The 21,133-nt window shown below is 60.2% G+C and carries 19 protein-coding genes; 9 read left to right on the forward strand and 10 right to left on the reverse strand.

Translation table 11 applies throughout. The annotated features are described in order from the left end of the window. Positions 1 to 39: 39 nt before the first annotated feature. The 8 genes from P6U27_RS37575 to hpaE form a co-directional block, all read right to left on the reverse strand. On the reverse strand, positions 40 to 1,662 hold the full coding sequence (locus P6U27_RS37575; protein ID WP_407194673.1) for a GMC family oxidoreductase: 1,623 nt from the start codon (positions 1,660 to 1,662) through the stop codon (positions 40 to 42). Between the two features lie 40 nt (positions 1,663 to 1,702). Then, positions 1,703 to 3,109 carry an aldehyde dehydrogenase family protein gene (locus tag P6U27_RS37580; protein WP_407194674.1) on the reverse strand — a complete coding sequence of 469 codons (1,407 nt, stop codon included), beginning with the start codon at positions 3,107 to 3,109 and terminating at the stop codon, positions 1,703 to 1,705. Between the two features lie 98 nt (positions 3,110 to 3,207). Continuing rightward, the gene (locus P6U27_RS37585; protein WP_407194675.1) at positions 3,208 to 4,188 is read right to left on the reverse strand and encodes a helix-turn-helix domain-containing protein; all 981 of its coding nucleotides are present in this window, start codon (positions 4,186 to 4,188) and stop codon (positions 3,208 to 3,210) included. 191 nt (positions 4,189 to 4,379) lie between these two features. Further along, the gene (gene maiA / locus P6U27_RS37590; protein WP_407194676.1) at positions 4,380 to 5,027 is read right to left on the reverse strand and encodes a maleylacetoacetate isomerase; all 648 of its coding nucleotides are present in this window, start codon (positions 5,025 to 5,027) and stop codon (positions 4,380 to 4,382) included. A 41-nt stretch (positions 5,028 to 5,068) separates the two neighbouring features. After that, positions 5,069 to 5,872: a 2-oxo-hept-4-ene-1,7-dioate hydratase gene (hpaH, locus tag P6U27_RS37595; RefSeq protein WP_407194677.1), complete on the reverse strand. Its 804-nt coding sequence runs from the start codon at positions 5,870 to 5,872 to the stop codon at positions 5,069 to 5,071. Positions 5,873 to 5,875: 3 nt separating this feature from the next. Beyond that, positions 5,876 to 6,751, reverse strand: a complete 876-nt coding sequence (locus tag P6U27_RS37600) for a fumarylacetoacetate hydrolase family protein (protein WP_407194678.1) — start codon at positions 6,749 to 6,751, stop codon at positions 5,876 to 5,878. A 46-nt stretch (positions 6,752 to 6,797) separates the two neighbouring features. After that, positions 6,798 to 7,778: a 3,4-dihydroxyphenylacetate 2,3-dioxygenase gene (hpaD, locus tag P6U27_RS37605; protein ID WP_407194679.1), complete on the reverse strand. Its 981-nt coding sequence runs from the start codon at positions 7,776 to 7,778 to the stop codon at positions 6,798 to 6,800. Positions 7,779 to 7,803: 25 nt separating this feature from the next. Continuing rightward, entirely contained in the window at positions 7,804 to 9,321 is a 1,518-nt protein-coding gene (gene hpaE / locus P6U27_RS37610) for a 5-carboxymethyl-2-hydroxymuconate semialdehyde dehydrogenase (protein WP_407194680.1), read from the reverse strand. A 280-nt stretch (positions 9,322 to 9,601) separates the two neighbouring features. On the opposite strand from hpaE, the gene hpaR reads away from it, so the two are divergent. After that, positions 9,602 to 10,024 carry a homoprotocatechuate degradation operon regulator HpaR gene (gene hpaR / locus P6U27_RS37615; RefSeq protein ID WP_407194700.1) on the forward strand — a complete coding sequence of 141 codons (423 nt, stop codon included), beginning with the start codon at positions 9,602 to 9,604 and terminating at the stop codon, positions 10,022 to 10,024. Positions 10,025 to 10,566: 542 nt separating this feature from the next. On the opposite strand, the gene P6U27_RS37620 is transcribed toward hpaR, so the two are convergent. Together P6U27_RS37620 and P6U27_RS37625 are read right to left on the reverse strand one after the other, a co-directional pair. Beyond that, positions 10,567 to 11,754, reverse strand: coding sequence for an L-talarate/galactarate dehydratase (locus P6U27_RS37620; RefSeq protein WP_407194701.1), 1,188 nt, complete (start codon positions 11,752 to 11,754; stop codon positions 10,567 to 10,569). Between the two features lie 56 nt (positions 11,755 to 11,810). Beyond that, on the reverse strand, positions 11,811 to 13,166 hold the full coding sequence (locus P6U27_RS37625; protein ID WP_407194681.1) for an MFS transporter: 1,356 nt from the start codon (positions 13,164 to 13,166) through the stop codon (positions 11,811 to 11,813). 122 nt (positions 13,167 to 13,288) lie between these two features. Between P6U27_RS37625 and P6U27_RS37630 the strand changes: the two genes are divergently transcribed. From P6U27_RS37630 to P6U27_RS37665, 8 genes are all read left to right on the forward strand, one after another. Then, the gene (locus P6U27_RS37630; RefSeq protein ID WP_407194682.1) at positions 13,289 to 14,206 is read left to right on the forward strand and encodes a LysR family transcriptional regulator; all 918 of its coding nucleotides are present in this window, start codon (positions 13,289 to 13,291) and stop codon (positions 14,204 to 14,206) included. A 116-nt stretch (positions 14,207 to 14,322) separates the two neighbouring features. Next, positions 14,323 to 15,975 (forward strand): IclR family transcriptional regulator C-terminal domain-containing protein, encoded by a 1,653-nt coding sequence (locus tag P6U27_RS37635; RefSeq protein ID WP_407194683.1) that lies wholly within the window; start codon positions 14,323 to 14,325, stop codon positions 15,973 to 15,975. 17 nt (positions 15,976 to 15,992) lie between these two features. Beyond that, on the forward strand, positions 15,993 to 17,099 hold the full coding sequence (locus P6U27_RS37640) for a mandelate racemase/muconate lactonizing enzyme family protein (RefSeq protein ID WP_407194684.1): 1,107 nt from the start codon (positions 15,993 to 15,995) through the stop codon (positions 17,097 to 17,099). A gap of 139 nt (positions 17,100 to 17,238) precedes the next feature. Then, positions 17,239 to 17,967 (forward strand): ribonuclease activity regulator RraA, encoded by a 729-nt coding sequence (locus P6U27_RS37645; protein WP_407194685.1) that lies wholly within the window; start codon positions 17,239 to 17,241, stop codon positions 17,965 to 17,967. Between the two features lie 4 nt (positions 17,968 to 17,971). Further along, positions 17,972 to 18,466, forward strand: a complete 495-nt coding sequence (locus P6U27_RS37650; protein WP_407194686.1) for a nuclear transport factor 2 family protein — start codon at positions 17,972 to 17,974, stop codon at positions 18,464 to 18,466. Next, positions 18,463 to 19,260: a shikimate dehydrogenase family protein gene (locus P6U27_RS37655; RefSeq protein WP_407194687.1), complete on the forward strand. Its 798-nt coding sequence runs from the start codon at positions 18,463 to 18,465 to the stop codon at positions 19,258 to 19,260. Before P6U27_RS37650 ends, P6U27_RS37655 begins: the two co-directional genes overlap by 4 nt. Before the next feature lie 356 nt (positions 19,261 to 19,616). Then, entirely contained in the window at positions 19,617 to 20,414 is a 798-nt protein-coding gene (locus P6U27_RS37660; protein ID WP_407194688.1) for a transporter substrate-binding domain-containing protein, read from the forward strand. A 34-nt stretch (positions 20,415 to 20,448) separates the two neighbouring features. After that, positions 20,449 to 21,132 (forward strand): amino acid ABC transporter permease, encoded by a 684-nt coding sequence (locus tag P6U27_RS37665; protein WP_407194689.1) that lies wholly within the window; start codon positions 20,449 to 20,451, stop codon positions 21,130 to 21,132. Position 21,133 lies beyond the last annotated feature (1 nt).

Raw genomic sequence — 21,133 nt, forward strand, 5'->3', positions numbered from 1 at the left:
CTCGTTCGAATGCTGATGCGTGTTTCACCGCAAATCGACTTACACGTCCGTTGCCGGCGCGAGCTTGCGGCCCCGGATCATGTCCGAAGCTTTTTCGCCAATCATGATGGTCGGCACATTGGTGTTGCCGCCCGGCAATTCCGGCATGACCGACGCGTCGACGACCCGCAGACCATCGATGCCGTGAACCCGCAGTTCAGGATCGACGACGGCCAGCCGATCGGTACCCATTCGGCAGGTGCCGACTGGATGCGAGCGATGCCCTCCTTCGCGCCGGATCGCCTCTGCGATGTCTTGATCGCTCTGGGCCTGGGGACCGGGATAGAGCTCGCGTTCGACCATGTCAGCCATCGGCCGCTGAGCGTAGATCGAACGACAGGCGCGGATGCCGCGCACCATGGTCGCCATGTCCTCCGGATCATCGTAGAAATTGTTGAAGATGCGCGGACTGTCCGCCGGATCCGCCGATCGAAGGGTGACGCGGCCGCGCGATTTGGGATGAAGGGCGCCGACACGTACCGAGAAGCAATAGATCGGCGGGGCCGTCAGAGCGGGGAACCAAAGGCTGGCCGTGTTGCTGACCGTCATGCAGATGAGCTGGATGTCAGGACGATCCAGTCCTTCCCTGGTCCGGAGGAACACATTCGCCGCCGCGCCGTTGGACGCGAAAATGCCGTCATGCCGCAGAAACCAGCGCGCCGTCAGCGCCGTCGCCCAATCCATCCGCAGGAACTTCGTCAAACCGGGTTTGCCGCGCGCCTTGTAGATGTTGAGGATGTTGGGATGTTCGCAGAGATTCTCGCCCACACCGGGCAGATCGAGAACCGGGTCTATGCCAATCGAACGAAGATGGTCAGCAGGCCCGATCCCGGACAGCATCAAGAGTTGCGGTGAATTGTAGGCCCCGCCGGCAAGAATGACTTCACGGGCCGCATGTTTTCGAAACGTTTCGCCGCCGCGACGATATTCGACGCCGGTAGCGCGCCCCTTTTCCACGATGACGCGGCGCACCAAGGCGCCGGTCTCGATGACGAGATTGGGCCGATCCATGGCGGGATAAAGGTAGCCTCGGGCTGTGCTCGACCGCTTGCCGGAGCCGACCGTCGCCTCCATCCGGCTGATGCCCTCTTGCCGCTCACCATTGGCATCGTCGCTCAGCGCAATGCCGGAAGCAGCAGCAGCCTTGACCAGCGGCTCGAACAGCATGTCTGGATAATCCATTGGAGACACTGAAATCGGACCTCCGACGCCGTGATACGTCGACTCGCCTCGCCAACTGTTCTCCAGCCGGCGAAAATACGGCAGTACTTCGCGGTAACTCCAGCCGGTCAGTCCCTCCTCGCTCCAGCGGTCGTAATCGCGACGATGCCCGCGAATGCAGATTTGCGCGTTGATGGACGACGTCCCGCCAAGCGTCCTGCCGCGCGGAATAGCCAAGCGGCGGCCGTTCAGTCCCGGTTCCGGCTCGCTTTCGAAATTCCAGTTCGAGGCCCGATCTTCCATCACCTTGAGAAAGGCGATCGGCATCAGCTGCAGGGGATGACTGTCGCGTCCGCCCGCTTCAAGCAGCAACACGCGCGTAGAGGAATCCTCCGTGAGCCGGTTGGCCAGAACGGCGCCCGCCGAACCGGCACCCACAATGATATAGTCCAGATCGTCCATCGCGCTTTGTCCTCGATCCGCCGAAAATCACAGTGCGTGTTCAGCAGAACATCGTCTGGATCGTCGTAAACTCCTTCAACCCCTCCTGACCGAATTCGACGCCGATGCCAGACTGCTTGACGCCGCCGAAAGGCGCGTTCGGCTGGATCGCTCCATGACGGTTTATCCAGACCGAGCCGGTCTCGAGCTGGGACGCGATCTCCTTGGCGCGATGGATGTCCGAACTCCAGACCGAACCTCCCAGCCCCATCGGCGAGTCGTTTGCCATCGCGATCGCCTCTTCAATGCTGGAATAGCGGATGATCGGCAAAGCCGGGCCGAATTGCTCGCGGTCGACCAGCGAACAGCCGTGCCCGACATCGGCCACCAGCGTGATCGGATGGAAGTATCCGGCGCCGGTCGCGGGCCGTCCACCGAGCAACAGCCGTCCGCCCTTGGCGACGGCATCTTCCACACAGGAAGCCACGATGTCGCGCTGGCGAGCGTTTTGCACGGGGCCCAGGATCGAGCCCTCCTCTAAACCGTTTCCAACTGGAATGCCGGCGGCAAAAGCCGAAAGTTCGGCGCACACGGACTCATATATGTTGTCGTGGACATAGAGGCGCTTGAGGGCGGCACAGGTCTGCCCCAAATTGATGAAGCCACCCCAGAACAGACCTTCAGCGATCTTCTTTGGATCGCAATCAGGCAGGACGATGCCGGCATCGTTACCCCCGAGTTCGAGCGTAAGGCGCTTGAGCGTTTCAGCGGCACCCGCCATGACTCTGCGCCCCGTCTGGGTCGAGCCGGTGAAGGTGATCTTGCCGATACCACCATGGGCCGACATGAGCCCGCCCAGCGAATCTTCACCAGTGACAACGTTCACGACGCCGGGCGGCAATACGCCGCCGAGAATTTCCACCATGCGGATAGTGGATAGCGGTGTGAGCGGCGAGGGCTTGATGACGACGGTGTTGCCGGCGCGGATTGCCGGCATGATATGCCAGCAGGCGATCATCACGGGCCAATTCCAGGGGGTGATGGACCCTACGACGCCGATCGGTTTGCGATGGATTTCGACCCGCCCTTGCGGTCCGTCCTCCACGAGTTCCGGCGGCAGACTTAGTTGTGCCGTCGCGTCTGTCCACGCGACCGCCCCCCCGATCTCGAACCGGGAGCCAAGCCCGTTAAGCGGCTTTCCTTGCTCGAGCGTGAGCAGCTGAGCCAATTCCTCGGAATGGGCCTCGATCGCGCGGGCGCAAGCCTGAACGGCCTTCGCGCGTTCTGAGTCTTGACGGGCACTCCAGGTGCGAAAGGCCGCACCAGCAGCCTCCACCGCCATGTCGAGATCGGCCGCAGTTGCGACCGGCATCCGTCCCATCGGTGCGCCGGTCGCCGGATTGATCACGTCGCGGTGCGTGGCACTCTCAATGGGGCGGCCTCCAATGAGAAGGGGGAAAGTCCTCATCCGTGCGCTTCCTCATGATCACCTGAGCAGTCAGGATCATTGTTGTTGCGCCCAGTATCTGGTGCCGGCCGCACTCCGTCTTGGAGGCGAACGTCACTTTACTTGGACTCAGACGCCACCCCCCGTCCAGGGACTCGCAGGTCGCCTGGCTTGCAATCGAAAGCTTCGCGAAAGCAGCGGTTGAAATAGGAGATATCGCTAAAACCGCAATCGAGCGCGATCTCGCTGATCCGCATTGCATCGCCTTCGAAACCCGATCTTCGCAAGCGGTCCCGGGCGAGACACAGACGGCGATGACGGATATAGGTGGTGACGCTGTGATCCAACTCGGAGAACTCCCGCTGGAGTGTTCGGAGCGATATGCCGAGGCGGTTGGCCAGCCAGCGCGGCGTCAGCCGTTCGTCGGTGAGATACCGCTCTATGATCAACAAGGCCCGTTCCAACCTCGCCTCGCCCTCCTCCGGGACCGGGATCTCAGTTTCTTCGTCCGAGATGAAGGCCTGGCGAACGGCGTCGAAAAGAAGCTGCCGCAGACTGGCCGCCTTGCTTTGGCTCTCCGGCCTGGCGCCGATCTTGGCGACCAGACCACGGAGCACAGCCGACATCGGGTCAGAACTGTAGAGAACAGGGGCAATCTGCGACCGTTCAGGCCCCGTCCCAAGCAACATCTGACGAGGAAGGTGCACGGACAGGTGATTTGCAAAACTCCCCCCAAGCCAAAACACGGAGGGCCGGGAGGAATCGACAAGAGCACAATCGCCGGGATTGAGGATGGAGCGGCTGTCGCTTTGCTCGATCCCGCAGGTCCCCTCAAGCTGAAAGATCAGAAAGAGATTTTCGCCGTAGTCGAGCCTGATATCGCGCGCCGTGCGATCCACAGCAGCGATATTCATGGCTATATGGGCAATTTCGAGCCCGCCGGCGTCGTACAAGTGTACGCCGCCCGTCACCTCGGTCTGCCCCGTGGTACGGCGCGGCTCGTAACGGCCGCACACGTCCCTGACGCGGCCCGACCAATCCTCAAAAGCCATTTTCGACCACACCGGCGGAATCCAAGGCCGAAATTCAACTAACTGCATGATTTCCTCCTGTATGGGCCGTCTTTGCGGCCTTGTATTTATCCGATGGATGTCCTGCAGGTCATGAGGTCGATACCATTCTTAAGAATGAAATCGATCTCTGCATAACAGCACAAGATGTAGGCTCGAGCGAGGAAATCGGAACCTCGGGTCGGGTGTTGTAACCGGGCTGCTGGCCGCGTCGGTTTGGGTCAGTCAGCGTCGGCCTGCCGATCCGGCCTCGCTGTCGCGAAAGCCTCGACAGACGCTGCAGCAGCGTCGATTTCGCGGATGCGCCGATATGGCTCGAGGTCGACGCCGAAGCGTCTGGCGTTGAATACCTGAGGAACTAAGCAGATGTCGGCGAGCGACGGCGCGCCGCCGAACGCGAACGGGCCCGGCAGCCTCCGGAGCCGGGCCTCGACGGCGTCGAATCCCAGCCTGATCCAGTGCCGTGACCATTCGGCTCGAACTTCGTCCTCCACCCCAATCTCAATGAGACGGTTCAACACACGCAGGTTGCCAATGGGATGGATATCGCAACAGATCACCTGGGATATTTCGCGACAGATGGCGCGCGACCTGCTGTCCGAGGGCAATAACGGTGGATCCGGATAACGCTCGTCGAGATAGTCGATAATGGCCAGCGATTGCGCGAGCTGCAGTTCGCCTTCCACCCAGTACGGGACCAAGCCCGCCGGATTCACGTTGCGGTACTGGTCCCCCTTCTGTTCTCCTTTCCGAAGGTGGACATACCGATGCTGCACATCCACACCCTTCAGGTTGGCTGCGATCCGAACCCGATAAGCTGCCGTGGAGCGGAAGTAGCCATAAAGAATGGGTTTCGAAGTGTCGGCCATGATCTTATCCGCATTGGAGGTCGTGATGCGCGGGAGCCGCGCTAGGCGAAATGGCAACTCACGGATCCGAATGATCCGAAATCGGCATGGATCGTGTCGCCATGTCGAGCTTCGATCGGCCGAATGAACGATCCCGCGAGCACTACCTGCCCGGCTTCGATGTGCTCGCCGTAGCCGGCCAACCGGTTTGCAAGCCACACGATGCCGCGAGCAGGATTGTTCAGGACACCCGCTCCGAGCCCCGTTTCCTCGACGATCGCGTTTCGCGAGACGATTGCCCCCATCCAACGCAAGTCCACTTCGATAGGCAGTACCTGCCGCCCGCCCAGGATTATTCCGGCATCGGCGGCATTGTCCGCGATTGTATCGACGATGGTCCGCGTCTTCTTGGTGGTCGCGTCGGAGCGCACGATCCGCGTATCCAGGATTTCGAGAGCCGGCATGACGTACGCCGTCGCGTCGAGGACATCGAACAACGTCACGTGGGGGCCCTTAAGAGACTTGCTCATGAAGAACGCGATCTCGGCCTCAATGCGCGGCTGAATGAAATAGTCACCGGGGATCGTCGCGCCATCATCGAACAGCATATCGTCAAAAAGGACCCCGGAATCCGGGATATCGATGTTCAAGGCGGCCTGCATCGTTCTCGACGTCAAACCGATCTTCCAGCCGATGACCTTCCGGCGCGCCTCGATCTTCTGTTTATTCCATGCTGCCTGGACGAGGTACGCATCGTCCATGGTCATATTCGGATATTTGAGCGACAGCAGTCCTATTTGGGTCCTGCTGCGCTCGGCGGCGTCCAGACTGGCGACAGCATCCTTGACTTCATCGTCCGTCAACATTGATTACTTCTCGTCCTCTACCGTGTTCCGCAACGTTCCGATGCCTTCCGCAGCGACCTCGATCACATCGCCTGGCTTGAGCCATCGTGGAGGATCGGAGCGCGCTCCCGCTCCCGTCGGCGTTCCTGTCACAAGAACGTCGCCGGGAACGAGCGTAGTGAAAGTCGAGACGTAGTTGATGATCTTTCGGAAGGAGAAGATCATCCGCGACGTACGGTCAGATTGGCGCAACTCGCCATTGACGCGCGTCTCCAATTTGATGTCCGCGATTTGAGACTCGTCGCGGAACGGGATCAGCCATGGCCCGATCGAGCCGCTGCAGTCGAAATTCTTGCCCTGCGTCACGTTGAACTTCGCGTGACGGACCCAATCACGAAGCGTACCCTCGTTGCAAAGCGAAAGTGCCGCTATGTGGTCCAGCGCTTGCGCTTCGGGGATCCGGCGCCCGGAGCGACCGATTACGATCACAACCTCGCCCTCATAATCCAATTGCTGAGACTCGGCAGGTCTAAGCAATGGCCGCTCGTGTCCGACGAATGATCGGGGGAATCGTACGAAGAGCGAAGGATTTGACGGCGCGGCCTGGCCGTCCTTGTACTCCTCGTTGCGGTCGGGATAGTTGACGCCCACGCAGATAATCTTCTCCGGCGACGGCACGGGGATCTCATACCGCAACGAGGACAGCTCTAGATCGGCAGAAAGGCCAGACGCATCTGTCACCAAGCGCTCCAGGGCGCATTCCGCCACGACCTCGCGCAGATCGCGCCACCGCTGGCCGTAGCGGCTCGACAGGTCGACGACACCATCGCCCTTCACGAGTCCGTATCCCCGCCTGCCGGCATGGCAGAAGCTCACAAGTCTGACGGTGGGTTCGCTCATTTCGTTGTCTTTCGATCAAAACGAAGCTGGTCGCGGCATGAATTGGTCACGGCGCTACGATGGGCGTAGCCTTCAGGTCGGGCTCCTTGATGGCGACGCCTTGGAACGGTGTGCCCTCTTCGAACCAACACCGAGGTGCCGGAGCGCCCCAGAGCGTCTGACGCTGCGGATCTTTGAGGCTCCATTTCAACGGCTCGAGATCGGGATCAACTGTCTGATAGTCGGAGCAATAGAATTCGACGCGGTGCCCGTCCGGATCGCGAACATACAGGAAGAAGGCGTTCGACAAGCCGTGCCGCCCTGGGCCTCGTTCGATGTTCGAGACGTAACCGGTCGTGGCCATAAGATCGAGCAGATCGATAATGTTCAGCGGGGTCGGCACCCAGAACGCGACATGATGAAGACGGGGACCGCGCCCATTGGTGAACGCGATGTCGTGAACTCCGCCCTTTCGATGCATCCAGGCGGCCCATAGACGGCCCGTCACCTCGTCCTCGGTGTACTCGGTCGTGCGGAAACCGAGTTCGTTGTAAAAGGCGACCGCCTCATCGACGTTGCTCATGAAGAAATTGAAGTGGTCGATGCGGAGAGGCTTCACTCCCTTGTACAATCCGTACTTCTGATGGATCGGAGGGAGCCGGTCCATTTTTGCGTAGAACTCGAGCGGCGTGCCGTGCGGATCGCTCGTCAACAATGTACGCGATTGAAAAGGACGGTCGATCCACTGCACGGGAAGTCCGCGCGATTCGAAAAATGCCTGCGCCGCATAGAGATCTTTTTCGTCGAAAAGCTTGAAGCTCAGATGACTGGCGGCAGGCTCATCGCCCTTTCTCAGGATCAGACAATGATGTCCTCGCTCCTCCAGCGCGCGGAGAGTGATCATCTGACTGTCTTCGAACGTTACCTGCAGGCCCAGCGTGTCGACATAGAACGCCCGGCTTGCCTTCAGATCGCGCACGACGAATTCCACGTGGCTCAGGCGGACGATGTTGACTGGCGGATACAGATTCGCGGCGGGTATTGCCATTGTTCTCCCCACTTCCTGCGTTTATTCAATTGGCCAGCTTGGATATCCGACGAGGCGCCGTCGCGAAGGCGACGTTCTTCGTCTCCATGTAGAAGTCGAACGACCAATCGCCGCCATCTCGACCGATGCCGGACCCCTTCACGCCTCCGAACGGCGCCGGCAGGTGCCGAACATTCTCGGAATTCACCCAAATCATGCCTGCGTCGAGCTCTTCGCTGAACCGAAGGGCTCGCATGACGTCGGAGGTCCAAAGGTATCCGGCCAGACCGTATTGCACGTCGTTGGCAAGTGCGAGCGCCTCGCCCTCGTCATCGAAGGGAATGGCGGTCAAGACGGGACCGAATATCTCCTCTTGCGCGATGCGCATCCGGTTGTTCGCGTCGACAAACAAGGTCGGCGAGACGTAGCACCCACCGCCCGGGCCGGAGACCTTTGCACCACCGGCCGCGATCTTCGCGCCTTCCGACAGTCCGAGATCTATATAGCTCAGGACCTTCTTCTCGTGGGCCGGGTGGATGAGAGGACCGACGACCGTGTCGGGATCTAGGGGGTGCCCGATCTTGATGCGCTTCGCCTTCTCGGCGACCGCCTTTGTGAATTTGTGATAGATGCTCCTCTCGACGAACAACCGGGACGAGGATGTGCATCGCTCGCCGTTGTTCGAATAGATCATGAAAACGGCGGCGTCGGCTGCCCGCTCCAGATCGGCGTCCGCGAACACGACGATCGGGTTTTTGCCACCCAGCTCGAAGTGGACCCGTTTGAGCGTGTCCGCACCCTGCTTCAAGATCATCGCACCCGTCCGGCTCTCGCCGACGAAACCAATCGCTTTGATGTCCGGGTGCTCCGTGAGCGCTTTGCCTGCATCTTCCCCCAGCCCGTTGACGAGATTCCAAACGCCCTTCGGCAGTCCAGCGCTCTCTGCGATCTCTACGAGCAATCGCGCAGTCAACGGCGAGAACTCGGCCGGCTTGTGGACGACGGTGCACCCGGCAGCCAGCGCTGGTGCAATCTTCCAGGTCGACAGCATGAATGGCGCGTTCCACGGAGTGATGATCCCGACCGGCCCGATTGGAGCGCGCCCGGTCAGATTGAGCTGTTCGACGGCGCGAAGAGCTTTGCCATCCCGCGCTTCGGGTGCGCGGTCCGCAAAGAAGCGAAAGTTTTCAGCGCCGCGGAGAGCCGCCTGCGACATGAATCGGTAAGGCTGACCCGTATCAACGCATTCGATCAGCGCGATCTCCTCCGCCCGCGCCACGATCGCATCCGCGATCGCGTGAAGAAGTTTACGGCGCTCACCACCTGGCACTGAAGCCCATTCCCGGAATGCCGCCTTCGCAGCTCTCGCTGCGCGATCGACGTCGAGCGCTTTGCCATGCGCGACGTTTGCGAGAGGCTTCAGGTCGATAGGAGAGAGAGACTCGAACACGCAGCCGTCTGCCGCCGGTACGGCTTCGCCATTGATATGATTGAGGACGCCGGTTTCGCGAAACCGTCCAAGGTAACCTTCCGCCTTGGCAAGGTGTTCGTCCAACTTCGACATCTGCATCCTCCACTCATCACGAATTTTGTTTCTAATTCAGAGTCATCCATTGTCCTGGCGTCGCGCCATTGGAACAGAAGTCGACCTTGGGCCGCAAATGCAGCTATTGATTAACAGGTTAACTATCAGGCTCAAACCTGTCAATACCGCGCGGCCGTATCGAGGTCTCTCTTGAAGCGGCCAGCCGCATCATGCACAAATCAGGATCAACTTTTGTTGGGACTTGGAGGAAGTTGCTTAAATGGACTCGACCACGCGAGAGAAGTTGCACCCCAGGCCTATGAGCCGGACCTTGCCTATCGCTCTTCTGCGCGGCCGAGAGGTGATCATGAGCAAGATCAGGCCTCTGCTTGCCAACTATGATCTGAACGAACAGCAGTACCGAGTCCTGCGCGCTCTGAACGAGTCACGTTATCTGGATGCCAGAGAAGTGTCGATCCGAGCTTCCATTCTTGCTCCTAGTCTGAGCCGTATAATGAAGATTCTCGGAAGACGCGGATTGATCAAGACAGGCCGGTTCGAAGGGGACAGCAGGCGAACCCTACTCTCGATCACGCCGAAGGGACGCGATCTTGTCCAGCAAATTCAACCGGAGAGCCGCGCCCTCTATCAAGAGCTGGACCGGCGACTAGGACATCACAAAGTCGAGCAACTCCTCAATCTTCTAGAAGACCTCGTGGCCACCGACGAGGACAAGACGTAACACCTGCTGTGCGAGATCTCCTCTGCCGACGCCGTGTCTTCGTTCCTCCGGGTCGATCACCACCTGCTTACAAAGTTGCCTCGCCAGTCTTTTGGTCCAAGTTGATTAACAGGTTAAGGACCATTTTCGCGGACCAAAGCATCTCGCGGACATCGCGGGGTCGGCCGGTCTATGTCCAGGCCGGCTCATCCGAAGGACGGAAGCGCCTTCGCAGGCCCGCTTTGCCGAAGCCACCTTCACCGCGCACCAGACCTTGGCGAGTGCACAGGAGTTTGGTGCCGACATAAACACCAGGCGCCGCGCATTTGATCGCGACCCCCGATCAGATCAAGACTACCAGTAGCTGGCCGTTCATCGCCCGCACGCAAGTGGAGGCCGACCGGCTGCAAGCGAGGTTGGGAGGAAAGCGAAGTCCCATCGTAACGTGGCGTATCCGAGCGACAGAGGACGATTCCTACCGCGAACTTTCCCTTAAATTTGGGTGACGCGACGGACGCCGAAAAAAAGCTGGCCCGGACGGCCCGGGCCAGTTTTGCAGCTCACTATGAGCGCTTGCCGGCCTCATAGGTGGCGCGCGTCCATGCTCGAGCCTGCTCCGAGAGGCTGAAGCCGAGGCCCGGCCGGTTTGGCACGATCATGCGGCCGTTCGCGACGTCGAGCTTTTCGTTGAACATGGCTTCCGACCACTCGAAGTGCTCGACCCAGGGCTCGCGGCCGTAAGCGGCCGTCAGATGAAGGTGGATCTCCATGCAGTAATGGGGAGCGAGCTGCAGCTTCTTATGGTCGGCAAGCGCGAGGATCTTCAGGAAGGGAGTAATGCCCCCGACGCGGGGAGCGTCGGGCTGAATGAAGTCGACCGAATTGTGCCGGATCAGCTCGTAATGTTCATCGACGCTTGTTAGCATCTCACCCGTGGCAATCGGGGTTGCAAGCTCCTTGGCGAGCGCGGCATGCCCTTCGCAATCGTAAGCATCCAGCGGCTCTTCGATCCAGGTCAGGCTGAACTGCTCGGCAATGCGGCCAAACCTCAGTGCGGTCGTGCGGTCCCATTGCTGATTGGCATCGATCGCCAGCGGTACGTCGCCGATATGTTTGCGCACTGCCTCAATGCGGGCGAGATCAACCATCGGGTCGGGCTGGCCGACTTTGAGCTTGATGGCGCCGATGCCCTTTTCGAGTGCCATCGAGACGCGCTCCGTGACCTCCTCAATCGGCATGGAGAGATAGCCGCCGGATGTGTTGTAGCAGCGAACCGAATCTCGGTGGGCGCCGAGCAATTTGGCCAGCGGCAGCTTCGCTCGCTTGGCCTTGAGATCCCACAACGCAATGTCAAAGGCAGCAATTGCCTGCGTTGACAATCCGCTGCGGCCGACGGAAGCGCCGGCCCAGACGAGCTTGTCCCAGATGCGCGCGATGTCATTGGGATCCTCACCTAGGAGTTCACCGGCAATTTCCTTGGCATGAGCGAACTGCCCGGGGCCTCCTGCGCGCTTCGAATAGCTATAGCCGATGCCACTATGGCCCTGCTCAGTTTCGATCTCCGCGAACAGGAACGCGATCTCGGTAAGTGGCTTCTGACGCCCGGTAAGGACCTTGGCATCGCTGATCGGCGCTGAGAGCGGCAGGAAGACCAGCGAGAGTTTGACCCACGCGATCCGGTCGGTCGTTGCTTCGCCGGGCACCAGCCCCGCCGCGAGCGGGTTAGCGATGATCCGGGCCGTGTTTTGCATGAAATTCATCTGTTCGTTCTCTTTCCTTTAGGTGAATTTCTCTCTTGGCGAGGCGTCTACTCGGCTGGAACTGGTGCAGCGCGAGGAAGCTCCGGCCTTTCCCGAATGACGGCACGTTGAATTGGGCCCACGATGACCCAATAGCTGATGACAGCGAGCAGGCCGTGCAGGCCGACATAGAGCAATGCGCCGTTAAAGGAGCCCGTCGCCGCGAGGATGTAGCCGATCGCAACCGGCGTCGTGATACCGGCGGTGTTGCCGATGGCGTTGAATACGCCCCCGGTCAGCCCTATGACTTCCTTTGGCGCGGTGTCGGCGACTACGGTCCAACCCAGCGATCCAAAGCCCTTGCCGAAGAAGGCGGCGCTCATCAGGACCAGGATCAACGCGGTCGAGTCCGTGTAATTGCAGCCAATGATCAGCATCGTCATCAAAAGGCCGATCGTAATCGGCGTCTTCCTGGCGATGCTCAGCGAGCCGGTCCTGCGCAGAAGCCAATCGGAGAAGAAACCGGTCGCGACGCCGCCAACGAAGCCGGCGACCGCCGGGATGGTCGCCACTAAACTTGCATCGAGCACCGAGAAGCCGCGTGCCTTGACGAGATAGCTCGGAAACCAGGAGACAAAGAACCAAGTTATAGATGTGATGCCGTACTGCGCGAGAAAGATGCCGACGAGCATGCGGCTGCGGAAGACTTCGGCGAGATCCGACCATTTCGGGCCTGCGCTCTCGGCTGAGCGCACAGGAGCGGCGCGGAGGTCGACAAGACCGCCACCAGAGCGAATGTTATCGAGTTCAGCTGACGCGACTTTTGGATGTTCGGCAGGCGGATAGTAGGCGACGAACCAGAGGGCGGAGAATGCGAGCCCCAGAACGCCCATTACGGTGAAGATGTGCTCCCAGCCGAAGCGATGATCTAGATAGCCCATCAAAGGCGTGAAGATCACGAGGGAGACATATTGTGCGCTGTTGAAGATCGCGCCAGCAATGCCGCGCTCGCTCGATGGAAACCAGGCAGCGATGATGCGCCCAGCAGCCGGCCCGACCGGAGACTCGAACGCGCCGAGCAGGAAGCGTAGGGCGAGCATGGCCAGAAACGGATAGGCGAGCCAGCCCACGCCGCTCATCAGGAACGTGACGGCCGACCAGAGGACCAATCCGACCAGGATGCTGAGCTTTGCGCCGAGCTTGTCCGTGATCCAGCCAGCCGGCACCTGAGCCAGCACGTAGGCCCACGCGAAAGCGGAAAACATCCAGCCGAGCTCGACCGGGCTGATGCCAAGAGCCTTGGACATATTGGGGCCCGCCATCGAGAGCGTCGCCCGATCGCCGCTGCTCAGTGCCAGCAACATCGTGATGAGTGCCAAGATCACGAAACGAAATTGGAAGCGCGCCACTCTGCTCCCTGACATGCGATCCTCCCCTCGAGGTTTTCCCGGATCGATCTCTCGTCGATCACGGAGCCCAACCTAGACGCAGGATTAATTCACGTCTAAACTCGATTTTGGATCGAACTAATACCTTAAAGGTATCAATGATCGAATTTGCACAAATTCGTGCCTTCGTTGCGGTTGCCGACGAGCTTCATTTCGGGCGAGCGGCTAAGCGCCTCAACATGACGCAGCCGCCACTCAGCCGGCACATCCAGATGCTCGAGCAACAGCTCGATGTGACGCTGCTTGAGCGAACGAGCCGGTCGGTTGAGCTGACCGGCGCTGGACGGGCCTTTCTCGCTGAAGCGCGGGGGCTGCTTCAGCAGCGGGAGGCTGCGGTGAAGGCGGCACGACGAGCAGCCGCATTGGCTGGTGGTGCCCTGACGATCGGCTTCGTGGGTGCCACGACTTACGGATATTTGCCTTGGCTTGCCTCGCGCCTGCGCAGCGAACTACCCCACATCGAAGCAAGCTTTGTCGAGCTGACCTCGCGCGAGCAGCTCGAAGCTCTCAAATCAGGGCAAATCGATTTCGGCTTGGTACGCCCATTGCAGACGGCCGAGACGGTCAGAAGCGCATGCGTGTTCCGTGAGGAGCTGGCGCTTGCCCTGCCACTCGAACACCCGCTCGCGGGGCGGCGCCGCCCCGAGCTCGAGCAGCTCGATGGGCAACCCTTCATCATGTATTCGAGCGCTGGCCCCTACATGAACTCGCTGCTGACCATGGCGTTTGGAGCCGCCGGCATCCGACCGAATGTCGTGCAGTCAATGAGCCAGGCACAAGCCATCCTCGCGCTGGTCAGCACGGGGTTGGGTCTTGCGATTGTTCCCGGAGAGACCCGCAATGCCTGCTTCGACAATGTCGTGTTTCGGCCTATCCGACTTGGACGCTCTATCTTTGCTGAGTTGCACGCCATCTGGAGAAGCGACAATCGCAATCCTGTTTTGCCGCGTTTGCGCGAGCTTGCCTTTCGGGACGAGGGCGGCGGTATCCGCCGGCCCTTGCAGGTGCAGCCCTAAGAGGCTCGCCCTCGCCGCCCCGGCGAGTCTCACCATATGGGCAGCCGGACTGAAGTGAGGCGCACCAAGCCTGCGGCAGACTAGATGGTCTCGTGTCGTGAAACTAAAATTGAGCCATGTCTGAACACGAAGTCGAGTGGTCGCCGGAACTGATCCATCCTAAGAATGTCGCTGGGACGGCGCTTCTGGGGAAGGCCTGCGATATCCTCGAGCTGATCGGCAGATCACCCGGCGTCCTTGACCAGACACGTCTTGCGGACCAGACGGGCATCCCCAGGGCGACCCTGTATCGCATCCTCGCGGCGCTGATCTCGCGTGGACTGATCCGGGCAGATCCGCGCACCCAGGCCTACACGCTTGGTTTCAACTTTCTCGATCTCGCCCAGAATGCCTGGTCGTCGTCTGACCTTGCGTCAATTGCGTCCGTAGAGCTGAGGCGCTTACGCGATCTGACCGGTGAAACCGCCTATCTCGCGGTTCAAGACGGTCACCACGTGCTCTCGCTCGGCCGCTTCGAGAGCGCACATTCGGAGCGATCCAATGCGAGGCTCGGTGCGCTTAAACCGATGCATTGCACGAGCCAGGGCAAGGCGATCCTTGCTCATCTTTCCGACGCGCAGTTCGACTTGGTGGTCCGCGAGGGGCTTGCCAAGTTTACCGAGAAGACGATTTGTGACGGCGAGCAGTTGAAGGCACATCTGGCCATCGTCCGCGCGCGTGGTTATGCGATCGATGATGAAGAGATAGTTCTCGGCACCCGGTGCGTCGGAACGGCTATTCTCGATCCCGCCGGCAAGCCGCTTGCGGCCATCAGTGTGGCTGGCCCAACTTTTCGCATCACCGCCGAGCGCGCCGAACGATTAGGGCAAGAGCTCGTCGATGTCGCAAGACGGATTTCGAGCCTGCTCGCACCTGCCATCAAGAGCGCTCGGCATGATCCGGGGAATTACAAAGTGTGGACGAAGAGCACAGCCTTTGTGGGCGCGGCGCCGCGCTGGGATGCGCGCGCGCAGAGGCTAGTTTGGGCCGATCTGTTGGCGCCTGCCATCCGCGCCGACGGCGTGCGTCCCTTTATCGTCTCACTACAGGCACTCTCTGAGAGCATCAATTCGCTGTGCCTTATCGAGGGCGGCGTCGCCTATTCAGTCGGCCATGACATTGTGATCGACAATCTATCGGGCGGCCAGGAGCGAATTGAAGGAACGCCCGGTATCTCCTTCAAAGTGCTGCGCGTCTCGGAGGCTGGTGAGATCTGGGCAGCAGCCTACAACGCCGAGGCCAACATGAGCTTGGTTGGACCGTGGCGAAGGCAATCGGGGATGGAAACAGTGTTCGAAATGCAAGGCCAGGTGAGCGACATCGCCTTTTGCGGTGATGCCGGTCTGTTCGCGACGGAGCCATCGCGTCAATGCGTCTATCTGCTGGAGCGAAAGGCGGCGCGAAAGCGAAAATTCGCCGATATTCCGAAGGTCGCGGGCGCTCCTTGCGCCCTCGCCGTCGACGAGCATTTTAACCCATGGGTTGGATTGTCGGACGGCTGGAGCGTCGTGAAGCTCAATGAGAGCGGAGAGATTGAGCGAACGGTCGCCCTTCCCGTGCCAAGACCAACCGGTATCGCCTTTGGAGGAGCCTGCATGTCGGAGCTCTTCGTGACCAGTGCCCGCACCGGCCTGTCGCGCGAAAGCCTCGCCAATGCTCCTCTTTCGGGACACCTCCTGTCGATCGATGTCGGCGAGCGCGGCAGCGCCGATCCGGTCGCAAGGCGTTGAACCAGGCCACTCGCATTATGCCCGAAAGCAACACCGTACCCAAGATTATCTCACTGCAGAGCTTCCCGGTGCGCATTCCGTTCGCCGACGGCGGCCTGGGCACGGGCGGCACACCATCCCGCTGGCATCGCCTCGACATGGTGCTGATCCGCATCGAAGATGAGGATGGGCATGTCGGCTGGGGCGATGCCTTTGCCTATTTCTGCCTGGAGGCGGTGCATGCGGCCGTCGACCACATGATCGCGCCGTTTGTCACCGAGGCTGCCATCGACGATATCGCTGCCTGGAACCTGGAGGTGCAAAAGAAACTTCATCTCTTTGGACGCTACGGCATAACCTTGTTTGCGCTGTCCGGGGTCGACATCGCACTGTGGGACTTGAAGGCGAAACGGCAGGGCGTGCCGCTATGGCGGCTTTTCGGGGCGAAAGCGCCAACGCAGCGGCCGGCCTATGCGAGCCTCGTCAGGTATGGCGACAAGGCTCTTGTCGCCGAGCAATGCAAGCGGGCGGTCGAGCGCGGCTACCGGCACATCAAGCTCCACGAGATCGCCCCCGATGTGATCAGGCACGCGCGCGAGGTCATCGGGCCCGGTGTCGCGCTTATGGTTGATGCCAATTGCGCCTGGTCGATGCAGGAGACGATCGCTTTGCGGGAGACGTTCCTTGCTTGCGACACCTTGTGGGTGGAGGAGCCGGTATTCCCGCCTGACGACTACAAGAGTATGGAAGAGATTGAGAAGGCCGCAATCCCCGTTGGCAGCGGTGAGAACGCCAGCACGGCGTTTGATTTCATGCGGATCATCAACGCTGTTACATATCCACAGCCAAGTATGACCAAAGTTGGCGGCATCTCCGAATTCGCCAACATCCTGGCCGCCTGCGAGCGACACGGTAAGAGCGTCATGCCACATACGCCTTACTTCGGGCCGGGATATTTTGCGACCCTAGCGATGCTGCCTTTGATGCAGGAAAAGACGCTGATCGAGTTCCTGTTCGTGGAGCCAGAAACGTGGCTCGCGAGCACACCGGAGCCGGTGAAGGGGGTTGTCAGCGCATCTGATCGCATCGGCATCGGCTTCGAACCGGATCTCGATGTCGTCAAGCGCTACGCGCCCCGCACCTGATCTCAACATGTGAGACGGCGCGCTCGCTGCAAGCTCGATAGGCCTTCCGCCGATCACTGCTGCAGCTATGGTGATGCCAGAAGGCAAGCATTGCACTGCTTGCGCTGGTTAAGAGTCAGCTCCCTGGAGGTAGACACGCATGGCTCCGATTGCTTCCCAAACCCTCGAAAAGCTGAAGGCCTGCTCGACAGCGACGCTGACCACGCAGCTCTTCAAGCGCAACTATCGCCAGCAATTCCTGGTCGGTATCACGCCGCTCAATCCGAGCGCTGGTGCGTTTGCCGGGGAGGCTTTCACCCTGCGCTTCATTCCCTCGCGGGAAGACAAGGACTGGGATCTGTCTGACCTCCGCAAGCGTGGTGAGGACAACATCCAGTGGGAGGCCGTGGAGGCGATTGGCGCAGGCCAGGTCCTGATGATCGACAGCCGCAACGATCCGCGTGCCGCATCGGCCGGCAACATGCTGATGACGCGCATGATGCGCAGAGGCGTTGCGGCAGCCATTACCGACGGCGCATTCCGCGACGGGACAGAAATCTCCAAGATGCCCTTTCCGGCTTACTGCAGGGCCAACACGGCCTCGACGCGCCCTGCCTATCATCGAGCAGTTGACATGCAATTGCCAATCGGCTGCGCCGATGTCGCCGTTTATCCCGGCGACATCATCGTTGGGGACAGCGATGGCGTCGTCGTCATCCCGCGGGCCATCGCCGAGGAGGTGGCGGAGGAGTCTCATGAGCAGGAGCTGCGCGAGCGCTTCCTGTTCACCAAGATCGATGCTGGCGCGCCTCTTTGGGGCACCTACCCGCCGAACGAGGCGACGCTGAAGGAATACGCGGAATGGCGAGCCCGGCGGGCGGCGGAGTAGAGCGATGGGTGCACTAACGAAACCCGAACAGGCGGAGGCCTTGATCCGCCGATACTTCCAAGCCTGCAACGATGCCGATCACCAGGCGTTGCTGGACTGCTTCACGAGCAATGCTGTCCACTATTTCCCGCCCGGCCTGCCTGGTGCGCCCTGGCGCGGCGCTAAGGCGATAGCCGAGGGCTGGGTCTGGTGTGTCAAAACGATGGGATCGCGCTGGACTATTGAGAAGGTTCTGGCCGGCTCGGACGGCCGCGAAGCGGTGATCGAATGGACCCATTGGAAGACGGCACTTGGCGAGGTGCTGCGCGGCGATGAATGGTACGTTTTCAACGACGACGTCACACGGATTACCGAGATCCGGGCCTACTATGCCTCTCCAGTGAACAAGGCCGAGACCGTCAACAAGCTGCATGACTTCGACTATGAGGCCAGGGGCTATGCCATGGTGCCACCCTCGCCTCCGCCGACATTGTCCTGCAGCGCCGGACCTGTTGCATGACAACTTCACTGACCGGAAAGTCGCGCGTTCACGCGCTAATAGGCTCGCCCATCTCGCAGGTGCTGGCGCCGGGGTGGCTGACTAAGCGAATGCAGGATGCCGGTTATGACGGCGTGCTGGTGCCGCTGCAGGTCGAGAGAGGCAACCTCGACACGGCTGTCGCGGCCCTCAAAGCAATGCCCAACATCGACAGCATTCTTATCACGCTGCCACACAAGTTCGGGGCGATCGCGCATTGCGACCGCCTGTCCGATCGCGCCAAGGTCCTCGGGGCGATCAACGCCATGCGACGAGAACAGGACGGCAGTTGGCTCGGCGACAATTTCGATGGCGCCGGTCTCACTGCCGGATTGAAGAAGGCGGGCCATGCCATCGCCGGCAAGAACGTGTTCATGGTCGGCGCGGGCGGCGCAGGATCCTCGATCGGTGTCTCCATGCTGGAAGAAGGCGCTCGCCAGCTGACTTTCCATGACGTCGACGCGTCAAACCAAAACAGCCTGTTCGATAGGCTCAGTAAGGCATATCCAGGCAAGGTCTCCATCGATACTGCCGTTCCTGGCGATTGCGACATCGTCGTCAATGCAACGTCGGCAGGCTTGCAGGACGGCGACCCGCTACCAGTCGATCCCGCTCAACTTGCCCCGCACATGATTGTTGCCGACGTCATCACCGATCCGGTCCCGACGAGGCTATTGTCGCAGGCAGCCAAGATGGGCTGCGCCACGCGAGACGGCACGCACATGCTGGATGGACAGATCGAGCTTCTATTTTCTTTCATGACCTTTCGTCATTGAGCATCGGACGGCCCAATAACGGCGACAGTCTCACGAAGTGAGACGATTTCTCGCGGTCGTGAAAGACGGGCTTCACGTTGAAAGCCGCGCTCGCTAACGTCTCGCGCAATCATAACAACAATAATTGCACTCTGGAGGAGACACTTGCGAACGCCATCGAGGCGATCGGGCCGAAACAATCGATGTCGCCTGCTCGCTGAGCGGTCGCTCTGCCTGGCACCGCCTCGACGAGAAGAACGCCGGGACGGAATCGGATGCGCTCCGAATGCCGAGGCCGAATCGACCTCTTCTAGACGAAAATCTGGGCGGCAGCTCCGTCCAAATTCGAACAGTCAATTGCCATCGGGAGGATTGAAATGAAGACCCTTGCTAATGTTTTGACAGCTGCTGCGATCTCGCTGGCCCTCATGGGGCAAACAGCGATAGCCGGGACGCTCGAGAAGATCAAGTCCGCGGGTGTCATTCGCATCGCCGTCGATCTCAGCGTCCCTCCTTGGGCGTTCAAGGATGAAGACCTCAATCCAACCGGATCGGAAGTCGAAACAGCTAAGCTCTTGGCCGCTGATCTCGGCGTGAAGATGGAGATCGTGGGGACAAACAGCGCCAATCGCATTCCTTTCCTGATGTCGCATCGCGCAGACGCAGTCATTTCAGCCTTGTCGATCACTGATGAGCGGAAGAGGCTAATCGCGTTCTCGCTACCATATTCTGGAGCGACGTCCTATGTGGCAGCACCGAAGAGCATGCAGATCAAGGCGTTCGCCGATTTGTCGGGAAAGCGCATTGCCGTCACACGCGGCACGACGAACGATGCGGATGTGACAGCGGCGGCGCCGCGAGGTGCGGAAATCGTGCGCTTTGAGGATGAAGCAACGACGATGACGGCAGTCGTGTCCAATCAGTTTGACGTGGTCGCGCAGGTGCCAACCCTTGTCGACCTGATCAATAAGAAGAACCCGGCCAAAGAGCTCGAGCTGAAGCTGCCGCTTCGGACCGCGCGTATGGGTGTTGGCATGCGTAAGGAGGATACGGATCTGAAGGAATGGGTCGACAGCTGGGTGAAGAAGAACATCGCCAACGGAAAACTCCAAGCGATCTTCAAGAAGTTTCAGGGCGCCGACTTTCCCCCGGAAGTCATCGCCGCGTCTCAATGACATGGCCAACGGCCCTTCAAACGAGCAAAGTCCTATGACTTACAATTTCGACTTCGCAGCCGTGCTGGCTTATTGGCCGCTCCTGTTGGAGGGTATCTTGACGACGCTACGGCTCACTTTATTCTGCACGGTGTTCGGCATCCTTTTAGGTGGTGCCTGCGCCGTGGCCCGGACTGGCGGGCCAGCCTGGGCCCGTTGGATCGTCTCCTTGTATGTGGAGTTCATCCGCAATACACCGCTGCTCGTGCAGTGCTACTTCCTGATCTTTGGCATTGCAAGCATGGGAATTCGGTTGCCCATCCTGGTTGGTGCGACCATTGCGCTGACGGTCAACATCGGAGCTTATACAACCGAGATCGTGCGTGCGGGCATTGAATCGATCCATCGCGGCCAGCTTGAGGCTGCGACCTGCCTTGGACTGTCGCGCACCCAAACCTATCTGCATGTGATTATTCGCCCGGCGCTGGAGCGCGTCTATCCCGCGCTGTCGAGCCAGTATGTTCTGTTGATGCTGGCATCGAGCATCGTGTCCTCGGTTGGCGTCGAGGAGCTATTCGGGATCTCCAACCGCATCCAGAGCGAGACATATCGCAATTTCGAGATCTTCGTCGTGCTCGGCGTCATCTATCTAATTCTCGCCATACTGGTACGTGGGGGTTTTGCTCTCCTCGGACTTGCGATGTTTCCTCGCCGCCGCAAGCGCGGAACCCCGTTGTGAG

The organism is Bradyrhizobium sp. STM 3566 (assembly GCF_045571445.1).
GTDB lineage: Bacteria > Pseudomonadota > Alphaproteobacteria > Rhizobiales > Xanthobacteraceae > Bradyrhizobium > Bradyrhizobium vignae.